The sequence below is a fragment of the Marinomonas sp. ABL3_031 genome (assembly GCF_056161265.1).
The window spans coordinates 143,153-156,007 of the sequence record NZ_JBSWYU010000002.1; the positions used below are offsets into that span (position 1 = coordinate 143,153).

Consider the following 12,855-nt stretch of genomic DNA (forward strand, 5'->3'; position numbering starts at 1 on the left):
GGCATTTAATCAAGTCCCTCCCTAGGGTTTCGTCAGTTTATTACAAAAAACGGACTGACTAAGTCAACAAAGTGTCAGTAGTCAAGATTGACTTTTATGGTCTATAAACAGTATTTTTTCTCGCACCTTCTGGGCCTGGATAATCAAATATAATTAATTCTTAGCCCCGGACCAGAATATGAAGGAGACCACAAATGGCTGATAAAAAAGCGCTACTCAAAGTGGACGGGGTCGATGAATCCATCGAACTGCCAGTCCTTTCAGGCACTCTCGGCACCGACGTTATAGACGTTCGTAGCCTTGGTGCTAACGGTGTTTTCACCTACGACCCAGGCTTTATGTCTACCGGCTCTTGCGAATCTGCGATCACCTACATTGACGGTGAAGCTGGCATTCTTCTGCATCGCGGCTACCCTATTGCGCAACTTGCAGAACATTCAGATTACTTAGAAACCTGTTACTTGCTACTTTATGGGGAATTACCAACTAAAGAGCAAAAAGTAGAATTTGAAAAAACGGTTGTTAAGCACACCATGGTCAACCAATCCATGCATAAATTCATTGAGGGCTTCCGTAATGATGCTCACCCAATGGCAATCATGTGTGGTTTGGTTGGTGCCTTGTCTGCTTTCTATCAAGATCACATGGACATCAACAATCCAGAACATCGTGAAATTGCGGCGTTCCGTTTGATATCCAAAATGCCGACATTGGCTGCAATCTGCTACAAATATTCAAAAGATCAGCCCGTTATGTACCCACGTAACGACTTATCTTACGCGGAAAACTTCTTGTACATGATGTTTGCTACACCATGTGAAGAGTACAAGGTTAATCCTGTATTCGCGAAAGCCATGGACCGCATCTTCGTTTTGCATGCGGATCATGAACAAAATGCATCGACTTCAACAGTGCGTTTAGCCGGTTCTTCTGGTGCTAACCCATTTGCTTGTATCGCAGCAGGTATTGCTACCCTATGGGGGCCTGCTCACGGTGGTGCTAACGAAGCGGTACTAACCATGTTGGAAGAAATTGGCGATGTTGAAAACATCGACGAGTTCATTGCCAAAGCCAAAGACAAGAATGATCCATTCCGTCTAATGGGCTTCGGTCACCGTGTTTACAAAAACTTTGACCCACGTGCCAAAGTGATGCGTGAAACTTGTGACCAAGTATTAGCTGAACTTGGTCAATCGGATGATCCACTATTGAAGATCGCTAAGCGCCTTGAACAAATCGCGCTGGAAGATCCTTACTTCGTTGAGCGTAAGCTTTACCCGAACGTAGACTTCTACTCTGGCATCATTATGAAGGCCATCGGCATTCCAACCAGTATGTTTACCGTGATTTTCGCCATGTCTCGCACCATTGGCTGGATCTCGCACTGGAACGAAATGATCTCTGGACCATACAAAATTGGCCGTCCTCGCCAGTTGTATGTGGGTCACACAGAACGAGACTACCCAGCAGACAAAAAATAAATTCTGCTGATCAACTCATAAAAAACGCGCCCATGGCGCGTTTTTTTGTGCTAAAAATTTACTTGCGATTTATTCTTCATCGTCTTCGACAATCTCAGTTACGGTTTTATCACCGCATTTTGCGCACTTCCCTTCAATCCAAATTCGACCTTGTGCCTCAAACTCCTCCGGCTCAATCATACCAAGATCCATTACTTGGCACTGATTACACCAAGTCTGGCTCAAAAAGTCTTGCTGCTCCTCTGCAGAACGCGCATAAAAATCACGAGCAACCACTTGCTCTGCAGGAATATCCGCCATTAATTCACTCCACTGTATAAATAGGAAACCACTCGGTTAGCATCAGGATCAAGCGCATTGAGCGGCGTTTCCACTAATAAACTGCTCAAGGAAATAGAGTTAAACAATTTTTGTTTATCACCATCTATCGCAATTCGGTATTCCACTTGCTTCTCTTTCACTTGCACCAAGGTGACTTCTCGAACCACGCCAATACTTTCTAAATACGCCTGAACCTTGGCCATAGAGGCGTAATTGCTGACCCCACCAATCTGCATAGTCAGCTCGCTAGCTGAACCAGCATTACGCACAGATGCGTATCGAGAGGCAAAAACATAAGCCAATTTGGCACTGGCTTGATCCAATAAGGCTTCCAAGCTATCCCCAGTAAGCGAAAATCGCTCCGTTTCACCAGCCTTTTGCATAACCAGCAAGCTGCCACCTATGTGTCCAGCATAGCTACTGACACGCAACGCCGCCACCGCATCCGTCTGATATCGCTTACTTGCCTCGGCAATACTGTCCTCAAAAAAGCCCCAAACATCTGCCGCGGTAATACTTTGTTGATCTGTTGCATCAATCAAAGGAGCATAAATGGGGACACCAACTCGACTACTGGCTAAAGCAAAATCATTTAATATTTGAGAAGGGGCATTAGAGCCAGATAGACGACGAATACCATTATTTTCACTGGCCAACCACACCAACACAGAGGGACGATTACTCCCCCAAACAGGCAAAGCATTTTGTGATAAAAAGCCATCAATGGACTCTTGATAAAAGGTCACTCGAATCTGTTTACCCGGCACCAAACCATCGTCACTAGGCAGCAACTCATTCAAGGAAGTAACCGAATGCTGTGCCACCCAACTGGAAGCTTGTTGTTGTGCCTGCAGCAACAAATCGCCTGAAATAGCCTCTTTATTACCCGACACTTTTATCAACACTTGCTCTGCTGCTAGAGCAAAGGCTTTATTCAACATTTGCGCTTCCGCTTGTGTCACAGGCAGATTAATTTCTGCACTGTACAAACCTTTCACATTGACCGCTTGCGCAGACGACACAAACAAAAAACCGATAAGTAGAAAAAATATACGAAAATTCATAGCCCTTCCTTCGTTTATTTTGTCTATTCTACTGTCTTAATCGCAAAGAACCATAGCCCTAATGCGTCACTATGCTAAAATGCCCTTTTTTTCCTCGTACCATGATAAGGCATAGGCAATGACCAAGTCGGATAAACCATCGATTAGTTATAAAGACGCAGGCGTCGACATCAACGCAGGCAACCAACTTGTTGAACGCATTAAAGGCGTTAGTAAAAAAACTCACCGTCCAGAAGTTATGGGCGGCCTTGGCGGTTTCGGCGCCTTGACTCGCTTGCCAACCAAATACAAAAAACCAGTATTGGTTTCGGGCACTGACGGGGTAGGTACCAAGCTGCGTTTAGCAATGGACCTAAACCAACACGACACCATTGGCATCGACTTGGTCGCCATGTGTGTAAACGATCTTGTAGTAGCAGGCGCAGAACCACTCTTGTTCCTTGATTACTATGCCACTGGCAAATTAGATATCGACGTAGCTGCCAATGTAGTAACTGGCATTGGTGAAGGCTGTTTACAAGCGGGCTGTGCTCTTGTGGGCGGTGAAACGGCTGAAATGCCTGGCATGTATCATGATGGTGACTACGATTTAGCGGGCTTTTGTGTTGGTGTTGCTGAAGAAGACAACATCATAGATGGCAGCAAGGTCAAAGCAGGCGACAAATTGATTGCGCTTGGTTCTTCTGGCCCACATTCCAATGGCTACTCTTTGATTCGTAAGATTCTGGAAGTAAGCAAAGCCGATTTGAATACCGATATTGATGGCACTGCACTAAAAGATGCTTTGATGGCCCCTACACGTATTTACGTAAAATCCATTCTTAAACTGATGGAAAGTGTTCAAGTTAATGCATTAGCACACATTACAGGTGGCGGCTTACTTGAAAACATTCCTCGTGTATTACCAGAAGACGCCGCTGCTAAAATCGATGCCACGAGTTGGACTCGTCCTGCTGTGTTTGATTGGCTTCAAGAACAGGGAAATGTTGAGCAAGAAGAAATGTACCGGGTTCTAAACTGTGGTGTCGGCATGGTACTGTCTATCGATGCAGACAAAGCAGAACAAGCTTTGGCGATTCTTAAAAAAGAAGGCGAACAAGCTTGGCTTATCGGTGAAATCTGCCCTCGTAATGGCGGCAAAGACGTGCTCATTTCTGATCTTGAGTCAAACGCATGAGTTGTCCCATTGTTGTTTTGATTTCAGGCAGCGGTAGTAATTTGCAGGCTTTGATTGATCAAAGCTTGCAAGGCAAAATAGCTGTTGAGATAAAAGCCGTCATTAGTAATAAAGCCGATGCTTTTGGTTTGGAACGCGCGAAAAAGGCAGGCATTCCTGCTCATGCTTTAAGCCATAAAACATTTGAATCGCGCGATGCATTCGACTTAGCACTACAGCAATTGATCGACCAGTATCAACCTAAATTAGTGGTATTGGCTGGCTTTATGCGCATTTTAACTGAAACCTTTACGCAACATTATGAAGGTAGAATGCTTAACATTCATCCTTCATTGCTGCCTAAATTCAAAGGCTTAAACACACATCAAAGAGCCATTGATGCAGAGGAAACAGAGCACGGTGTGTCGGTTCATTTTGTCAGCTCTGAATTGGATGCTGGTGCTGTTATTCTTCAAGCCAGCACCCAAATAGCAGCGACAGACAATGCTGATAGCTTAGCTCAGAAAGTACATGCACTTGAGCATGTTATTTACCCTCTGGCAGTGAAATGGTTTAGCGAAGAACGACTGATATTACAGCAAGGCAAAGCCCTATTGGATGGTGAAACACTAGAGGAAACCGGCGTTCGTTATCATCAAGGGTTAAGTTAGATAGGAGAAAGCATGGGAATTCATAAAATTTCAGTTTGGTTCATTGCCTTTTTTATGTCGATTCCTATGCTTGCTTTTGCTAGTGAAACCATCACCAATAACACTGTTGTAAATGACAATAACGACCCATTTTTGCAAGCTTACTCTGCGGTGTACAGTACCGTATGGAAAAAAGGCATCAGTCTAAAAGTTGAAGGCAAACAAACCCTTTCCAAGCAAAGGGGTGACATGTGGAAGTTTATCTTTACCGCTGACAGCCTAATCGCTTCGTTAATGGAATCGTCAGAATTCTACGTCCGCGATCATCAAATTATTCCCACCCTATACCATTACAAAACCAAAGTGCTAGGCAAAACGCGCAAAGCTACTTTAACCTTTGATTGGAAAAAACGGCTGGTGCGTAATGATGTTAAAGAAAAACCTTGGAACCTAACCATCAGCCCAAACACATTGGACAAACTCTCCATTCAGTTACAAATTCGTCAAGACTTAAAACAAGGTAAAAACGAATTTGATTATCTAATTGCTGACGGCGGCTATATCAAAAATTGGTTATTTCAACGCGAAAAAATGGAAACCATCAAGACTAAGCTAGGTCATCTATCCGCCATCAAAATGGTACGTACAGACAATCTCAGCAAAGGTAAGCAGACTTCTTTCTGGTTTGTCCCCGAGTTAGACTTCTTGCTCGTCAAATTGGTTCACAAGGAAGACGGCGAGTCCTATTCACTAGACATTGAGTCATTCAAACGACTTTAAATCTTCCCAGCTGTTGAGATTGGATAGCTCATTATCAAATTGCCAGCAGACTGACTGACAGCCGAAGTCTTCATAAAATGACAAGACTGAAGGACCATCCTTGTTGGTGAGAAATACGTCTAAAGCAAACAAAGTCGACGCTACGGGCATAATGGCATGTAAAGGATGATTACCGTGATCATTATGTAAATAATGAATTTGAGTGGGGTTTTGTTTTGCTGCTGCCAACAAGGCTTCAAATGCCGCAACGGAGATTAAAGGGGTATCACAAGGAGAAATGATGAGATGTGAGGTTTTCATACCAGACAAGCAAGTGTACAACCCAGCCAAAGGCCCTATGTCTAACATTTGCATGTCATCAGCACATACTTCAAAACCCAATGCCTCATACTCTGCCAAATGACGATTGGCATTTATGACAACACGATCCACTACTTTATCTAATGTATTGGCGACATGTTGCGCCATTGGTTTACCACGAAAAGACAATAACCCCTTGTCTTCACCTGATACTCTTTCACCCTTACCACCCGCTAAAACGACACCTGTTACAGAAGTTAAATCCATATTTTAATTCGCTTTTGCTAGCCATTGGAAATGACGATTAGACCAAATTTCGTCTGCCATTGCCAAACATGCTGAATGCGACTCAATGCGATATACTAACCCAACGACGGCAGCCAATGTCTGACGAACCGCTTGCTGCCCAAATGGATCTGAGCTTTTACCTTGCCAGTGGTCCAACATTCGCGACACTGCCAAATTGTCTTTGCAACGTTTATAACCCGTTTCGGCTTTGTCCCAATGCGTCCAACTGGCCTGTTGGCCTTGCCATTTACCCAAGGCGACATCGCGCTCAGGATTGACTTCCGCTTCCCCATTACCACCACGAAACACCAAAACAGAATTGTCCTGCAATACTTCACAAGCTTGCATATGTAATTCATCATAGCCCCGATGAAACACGCCGTGAACACTGTGTGGCGCAGCATAAGGATTCATCATGCGCACCACAGTATTAACAGGTGAGCGTAAACCTAAGATATGTTTTAAATCCATCATGCGTGCTAAGGCTGGATGAATGGCTGTCAAATTCATAAAAGCAAAATTATTTTTTTGCAAAGCAATATCCGCGGCAATAACCGAATCAGACACCTCAAGCTCGAAAGCCTGTAACACCTGATGCACGTAAATACGCTCTTCGCCAACAAAGGCGTGTCCATGCATCAACACTCGCACCCCGGCATTGGCAAGTGCCAAAGCCGCTAATAAAAACCAAGGCAATTCATTACGTTTACCAGCATAAGCCGGCCAGTCTAGGTCAACCTTTTCTTGCAAGCGATCTTGCCGAGCCAAAAAACGACGAGTTGCTCTGGTAAAGCCAACCGTTTCCGCCACTGTCTCTTCGCGAATTCGAATCAACATCCAAAAAGCACCGACTTGTTCTGGCGCAACCTCTTCATTGAGCAACAAGCTCATTGCCCGTTCAGCTTCTTGTTCCGTTAATGACCGAGCAGCTTTTTTTCCACGCCCTAAAATTTGTACAAAGGTTTTGAATTCATCACTCATGCACTTTGCTCCACTTGCATTGGGATAAAAGGTTTCAATTCAGGAATACAAGAACCACAGTTGGTGCCGCATTTTAAGCGACCCCCTAACTCAGCCACTGAACTACATCCTTCTGCCACCGCCTTTTGAATTTGTTTACTGCCTACTTGAAAACATGAACAAATAATCTCGCCCCTGTCTTCTGCCGTGGCCAAGCTTCCTGCCAATATGGCCATACGCTCTAAGTCAGACACTTTGACTGCGGGTGCCAGTTTTTCCACCAGCCAATCCGCGTTGAGCGGCTCTGGTGACGTCTGCAAATACAGTGCAAACATCAATTCCCCCTCAGACAATCCAGCTAAGCGTTGTTGATCAGTCAACGCATTGTCATAGTGCAACCATTCTAATTGTTGCGTGACCGTCAAGGCATTCGCTAATTGTGTTTGCCAAACTTCCCTATCAACTTTCTCATCCAACGCCACTTGATAGTGATAGCCATATTCTGAAGGCACTCGACACCAGTAAAGAAAATCCATTTTGGGAAGCGGAAAGCGACTGGCAATCACACCATAAGAGGCTACTTTCACAGCCTTCAGCGCCACTCTTGCCTGTTTAGACTCGGGCTGACCAGACAAGGGATCAACCACTTACAATAGTCTTCCGTCAGAATTTGACCGGACAAATAGAAAGCAAAGGCATCTGGACCATGTTCGGCGACCACTTGTTGAATTTTATGGGTGATGGTTTCTATAGCATCTTGCCATGGAACCTCTTTACCAAACACTTTGGGCTTGAGCAATCTGTCTTGCCCTGCCAAAGTTTACGCTAGGCTGCTTCCTTTAACACACAAACGACCAAAATTCGCAGGATGCATTTCGTCTCCCGATACAGGAAGAAACGCCTCAGACGTATTCTCCGGCAAGGTCACTTTCACACCGCAGCCAACGCCGCAATATGGACAAGTCGTTTTTTGAGTGAGCTCTGCCATAACCTTTCCCATCGCCTTCTTGAGCAAATTTTTGAACAAAAAAAGCCCAACCACTTTAATAAGCGATTGGGCTTCGTTGCCTTTTGTAATATCTGATTGCTTTGTAAATAAACTAGCGTTGGTTCAAGGTGCATCAGTTAATCATATTGTCAGCAAATAACAGGCCAAGTTTGGGAGCTGTTTTTGTGCCTTCTCATTCCGATTTCTATCGATTCCTATCCATAAAAGCACCACAAAAGTACGATACTATTTTTTTTTGCTAACCAAATTGGATCATGAAACGGCGACAAACACCTTACCTTGCTCCAATTTGGCTTGCCAAGTCGGGATAGATAAACCTTCTTCTTCAAGACACTTACCAGACTGTAACTTAGATATTGATAAACACTTAAATAAGGTTGAAATCGAGATCACAGTTCGTAAAAAAAAGCAGAAAAGCGCCACTCAAGTGCAGGAATAATGAAATGCAAAAGTTAATGCACCATTAGGTGACTTTTGGCCTTCAATGCTAAGGTCAAACGATCACGTGTATCTGTTTTCTTATAAATTGAAGTAAGATGCGCTTTAACCGTTCTTTCGGTAATGGCCATTTCTTGAGCAACCTGCTTATTAGACAATCCCGAGGCCACCAAACGCACCACATCGATTTCACGTTCAGAAAGCTCACTCACGTCCAAACTGGGCTCATTCAATTGTTCTGTCGATTGACTGATTAATTGTTGAATAAACGCCTTACCGCCCCAGATTTCTCCAGCGTCAATCACAGAAATCACTAATGAAAGTTGCTCTTGACCGATATAAGGCGCACATTGACCATTTACACCTACAGAGAACATACGCAAAGCTGCTGTTTGGCTGGCTTGATTGGGGAAAACAACCAGTTTCAGCGAAACAAATTGTGATCTCAAAAACACCACATCTTCAACCTGCTGAGAAAAAGAGCCGTCCGCTAAAAATACAAAACAATATTGAAATGTCCTGTTAGAAGCGGATAAAGCTTGTTGTGCCTCCTCCAGACTCATGACTTTTCGCAATTCAAAGCCTTTTGGCGCTACTTTTAACCAGTGTTGCCAAACCGCTTCATCTGTATTCCAACACAATATTTTCAAAACCAGACTCGTATCAATGGGTATTTATATTATTCTAACCAGCCAGCACTATTTGGTTGTTAACATTTGTTATCACTATAATATGAAAACTAAAATTTTTGTAATTAGCGTTCACGTAAAGCATTTTGTTTGGCTTTCAATATGGGTTTTAAAAGATAATCCAGCAAGGTTTTTTTGCCCGTAATAATGTCTACACTGGCTTGCATACCTGGAATAATTGGCAAAGGCGCGTCATCCGTACCCAGATAATTTTTATTGGTTCTCACCCTAACCAAATAGAAGCTATTCCCTTCTTCATCTAAGATGGTGTCGGCACTGATGTTCTCAACCGTACCCTCTAAGCCACCAAAAATAGCAAAATCATAAGCAGACAACTTCACAACAGCGGGCAAATCCGGTTTGATAAAGCCTATGTTCTCAGGTCGTATTTTGGCTTCGATCAATAAAGAGTCTTCAATAGGCACTATCTCCATCAGATTCATACCCGGCCTGATAACACCACCAACTGTATTGATCTGAATTTGCTTAACAATGCCTTTTACCGGTGAACGCACCTGAGTCCGAGACACCTTATCCTCCAACGACACGCTGGCTTCACGAATTTGATCCAGCTTACCTCGTACATTGGTCAACTCTTCTTGAGCATCGGCACGAAATTTGGCAACATTTTCATCTAGCTTACTTTGCGCTTCTTTAAGTGCTGAACGTGCACGTGGAATCGCTAACTGAGTAGCCTCAAATTCTCCTTGCAGTTGATTGACTTCACGCTCTAATTGCAAGAGTTCCACGCGCGACAACGCCCCTTGTTCAAAAGCTGGTCGCGTTAAAGCAAGCTCTTCTTTAGAGAATTCATAACTCTGTTTGAGGTTATCAATTTTGGCTTGTAGCTCAACGATTTCTTGCTTCTTCTGCTCTATTTGCTGTTCGAAGCCTGCTTGATTGGTTCGCAAAGACTCTAGACGGTTATCGTACAAATCCATCTCACGATTCACCACCAAAGGATAGTTGGTTCGTAACGCTTCATCAAATACCGGAGGCGTACCATAAGATTCACCTTGCAAACGGGAGGCTCTGGCCTGCAAATTAATGTATTCGGCTTGCTGCTCACGCAGGGAAGACAGAGCCTCGGTATTCTCTATGGTCATGAGGATCTGGCCAGTATTGACGACTTGACCTACTTTGACGTTGATTTCTTTTAAAATACCGCCTTCCAAATTTTGAATTTGTTGCACCTGACTCGAAGGAATAACGGTCCCCTCACCTACCGTCACTTCATCTAAAGCAGTGAAGTAGGCCCATACAAGGGAGGTCATAATAAATAAAAAAATCACCCAAAGAATTATGCGTCCACCCCGAGGGGTTTTCAGCATTAAAGCGGCATTTCGATCAGATAGGTAACCAAGGTCACCCTGTGTTACTGAGCGCTTACTCATAATCAACTAACCTTAAGCTTACCTTGTCGCAGTGCTTCATGTACTTGCTCTTTCGGACCATCAGCAATTAAACGGCCATTATCCATGACGATAATGCGATCCACCATGTCCAACATGGACGCTTTGTGCGTAATCAAGATCAAGGTTTTATCGCGCAAATTTGCCATCAAGCGACGCTTCATACGTGCTTCAGTCGTGTTATCCATGGACGCTGTTGGCTCATCAAGAATCAATACTGGCGGATCGAAAAGCATAGCGCGAGCAATCGCGATACTCTGTCGCTGCCCTCCCGACAATGACGCGCCTCGCTCACCCACCAGGCTATCCAAACCATTAGAACGTCGATTAGCAAATTCAGACACGCCAGACAATTCCGCCGCACGGATAATGGCATCATCTTCCATGTAAGGTGCTCCCATCACGATATTATCTTTGATGGAGCCATAGAAGAGATTGACATCTTGCGACACCGATCCTAGGTTACGACGTAAATCAGTTGGGTTAATCTGGCGAAGATCAACACCATCCACACGAATGGCACCACTACTTGGCGTATATAAACCTGTCATCAATTTACCCAAGGTTGATTTGCCCGAACCAATACGTCCGATAATGGCAACCTTTTCTCCTTGGCGGATATTAATATTGATGTCTGTAATAGCCGCCTGATCTTGCTCCGGATACGAGAAGCTTACAGCATCAAACTGGAACTCACCTCTAAAAGTTGGACGGTGCACAAATTTAGTGTCTTCCGGATTTTCCACTGGTGACGACATAATTTCATTAAGAGACATAAAGGCCGACTTGGCTTGATTGTAACGGGTTGCCAAACTGGCCACTTGCGCCATTGGTGCCAATGCACGCCCCGTTAACATGACAGATGCCACTAAAGCTCCCATACTCATTAGGCCTTCGGAAATTTGATACACGCCAACGATGACGATGACAACTGTGGTTAATTGTTGCGCCACCATAGCAAAAGAAGAGGTAGATTGTGACAACTGACGTGTTTTCACCCCCCAATCGGCTATGTTGCCTACGGCGTTTTCCCATTGCTTTTGCAATACCCCTTCAGCGTTATTTAACTTAACACTTTCGGCGTTGTACAAACTTTCAATCAATACCGCATTTTTCTGCGATGCCGTTTTCTGACTCTCCTCGATGGATCTCTTTAATGGCACTTGCACTATCACACTATAAAGCAAGATCAATACAATAGTGATAATTGGAATGTAACCCACAGGACCACCAATTAGCCAGATCACACCGACGATCAAAAACATGAATGGAATGTCCACTAAGGTGGTAATAGAAGCAGAAGTGATAAAATCTCGTATGCTTTCGAATTCTTGCAAATTCTTCGCAAAAGCACCGATTGACTTTGGCCTTGAAGCCATGGTGATGTTATTGACCCGCGAAAAAATCGCTGCAGAAATCAAAATGTCAGATTTTTTTCCTGCAATATCAATAAAATAGGCACGTAACATGCGTAGTAAGAAATCAAATAAATATACAGCCGCAGCGCCTATCGCCAATACCCATAAGGTATCAAAGGCATTGTTTGGTACCACACGGTCATAAACATTCATGACAAACAAAGGACTGGCAACCGCAAACATATTGATCAATAACGAAGCAATAAATACATCTCGATAAATACGCCAAGAACTCAGTACCGTCCCCCAAAACCAATGGCTCTTTTTCTGCTTGGCTTCGTCAGATTTTTCCGAACGTTTGTCAAACTGATAAACAGGACGAACAAAAAAACAATAACCTGTATAACTGGCTTGTAACTCAGTAATCGGAAGGTTGATCTCACCTTCCCCCGATTCTGAACGCAGAATTTTTGCTACTCCCTTGTCATCATCAATATCCAACAAGACGCAAGCTTCTTGGTTTTCCAGTAGCAAAACCGCTGGTAAAACCATGTGGGGGATTTTTGCCAATGTGCGCTTAACAAAACGTGAACTGATGCCAATGCGCTTTGACGCTCGATGGAAAAGTTCGGGCGTCATAAAATTATCTGTAATGGGTAGACCAGCAGCAATCGCATCGGCAGTATAAGGATTATTAAAATACCGACTGAGTAATACTAAACAGTCTAGTAAAGGATCTGGATATTCCAACAAACTGGTATTTGCTTGCCATGTTTTCGTCGTTGTTGACATGCTTTCTTCGGCAGTCACACTTTCCGCTTTCACGCCAGTTTGAGCAGATTCAGCCGAATCGCTGACATTCACATCTTGATGCTCATCCTTTAATGACTCAGGATTGTCCTGTGCTGAGCGATCAGAGTCTGACATACTCTTTTTTCTCCAAAGTAGA

Annotated in this window: 14 protein-coding genes; 4 read left to right on the plus strand and 10 right to left on the minus strand. The window is 43.9% G+C overall.

Translation table 11 applies throughout. The annotated features are described in order from the left end of the window. Positions 1 to 194: 194 nt before the first annotated feature. On the plus strand, positions 195 to 1,481 hold the full coding sequence (gltA, locus tag ACXAH2_RS03130; RefSeq protein WP_475076621.1) for a citrate synthase: 1,287 nt from the start codon (positions 195 to 197) through the stop codon (positions 1,479 to 1,481). A gap of 69 nt (positions 1,482 to 1,550) precedes the next feature. Here gltA and ACXAH2_RS03135 read toward each other — a convergent pair whose 3' ends face one another. Beyond that, complete coding sequence (locus ACXAH2_RS03135) at positions 1,551 to 1,781, minus strand: hypothetical protein (RefSeq protein ID WP_475076622.1); 231 nt, start codon at positions 1,779 to 1,781, stop codon at positions 1,551 to 1,553. Beyond that, positions 1,781 to 2,866: a DUF2066 domain-containing protein gene (locus ACXAH2_RS03140; protein WP_475076624.1), complete on the minus strand. Its 1,086-nt coding sequence runs from the start codon at positions 2,864 to 2,866 to the stop codon at positions 1,781 to 1,783. Before ACXAH2_RS03140 ends, ACXAH2_RS03135 begins: the two co-directional genes overlap by 1 nt. A gap of 118 nt (positions 2,867 to 2,984) precedes the next feature. Here ACXAH2_RS03140 and purM point away from each other — a divergent pair, with 118 nt between their 5' ends. Genes purM through ACXAH2_RS03155 form a run of 3 tightly spaced genes read left to right on the plus strand, consistent with a single transcriptional unit; the run spans position 2,985 to position 5,452 of the window. Further along, positions 2,985 to 4,043: a phosphoribosylformylglycinamidine cyclo-ligase gene (purM, locus tag ACXAH2_RS03145; RefSeq protein ID WP_475076626.1), complete on the plus strand. Its 1,059-nt coding sequence runs from the start codon at positions 2,985 to 2,987 to the stop codon at positions 4,041 to 4,043. Next, positions 4,040 to 4,693: a phosphoribosylglycinamide formyltransferase gene (gene purN / locus ACXAH2_RS03150; RefSeq protein ID WP_475076628.1), complete on the plus strand. Its 654-nt coding sequence runs from the start codon at positions 4,040 to 4,042 to the stop codon at positions 4,691 to 4,693. The genes purM and purN overlap by 4 nt, the downstream gene beginning before the upstream one ends. Positions 4,694 to 4,705: 12 nt before the next feature. After that, complete coding sequence (locus ACXAH2_RS03155) at positions 4,706 to 5,452, plus strand: DUF3108 domain-containing protein (protein WP_475076630.1); 747 nt, start codon at positions 4,706 to 4,708, stop codon at positions 5,450 to 5,452. On the opposite strand, the gene mobA is transcribed toward ACXAH2_RS03155, so the two are convergent. The 8 genes from mobA to ACXAH2_RS03195 form a co-directional block, all read right to left on the minus strand. Continuing rightward, positions 5,435 to 6,019: a molybdenum cofactor guanylyltransferase gene (mobA, locus tag ACXAH2_RS03160; RefSeq protein ID WP_475076632.1), complete on the minus strand. Its 585-nt coding sequence runs from the start codon at positions 6,017 to 6,019 to the stop codon at positions 5,435 to 5,437. The genes ACXAH2_RS03155 and mobA overlap by 18 nt on opposite strands. Positions 6,020 to 6,022: 3 nt before the next feature. Beyond that, positions 6,023 to 7,021: a glycosyl transferase family protein gene (locus ACXAH2_RS03165; protein ID WP_475076634.1), complete on the minus strand. Its 999-nt coding sequence runs from the start codon at positions 7,019 to 7,021 to the stop codon at positions 6,023 to 6,025. After that, positions 7,018 to 7,587: a (2Fe-2S)-binding protein gene (locus ACXAH2_RS03170; protein ID WP_475076636.1), complete on the minus strand. Its 570-nt coding sequence runs from the start codon at positions 7,585 to 7,587 to the stop codon at positions 7,018 to 7,020. The genes ACXAH2_RS03165 and ACXAH2_RS03170 overlap by 4 nt, the downstream gene beginning before the upstream one ends. 5 nt (positions 7,588 to 7,592) lie before the next feature. Further along, a complete protein-coding gene (locus tag ACXAH2_RS03175; protein ID WP_475076638.1) occupies positions 7,593 to 7,799 on the minus strand; it encodes a hypothetical protein in 207 nt (68 codons plus the stop codon). Positions 7,800 to 7,820: 21 nt separating this feature from the next. Continuing rightward, positions 7,821 to 7,988, minus strand: coding sequence for a hypothetical protein (locus ACXAH2_RS03180; RefSeq protein ID WP_475076639.1), 168 nt, complete (start codon positions 7,986 to 7,988; stop codon positions 7,821 to 7,823). 473 nt (positions 7,989 to 8,461) lie between these two features. Continuing rightward, positions 8,462 to 9,097, minus strand: coding sequence for a response regulator transcription factor (locus ACXAH2_RS03185; protein WP_475076641.1), 636 nt, complete (start codon positions 9,095 to 9,097; stop codon positions 8,462 to 8,464). A gap of 104 nt (positions 9,098 to 9,201) precedes the next feature. Continuing rightward, positions 9,202 to 10,530, minus strand: a complete 1,329-nt coding sequence (locus tag ACXAH2_RS03190; RefSeq protein WP_475076643.1) for an HlyD family type I secretion periplasmic adaptor subunit — start codon at positions 10,528 to 10,530, stop codon at positions 9,202 to 9,204. Positions 10,531 to 10,532: 2 nt separating this feature from the next. After that, complete coding sequence (locus ACXAH2_RS03195; protein WP_475076960.1) at positions 10,533 to 12,698, minus strand: type I secretion system permease/ATPase; 2,166 nt, start codon at positions 12,696 to 12,698, stop codon at positions 10,533 to 10,535. Positions 12,699 to 12,855: the final 157 nt, after the last annotated feature.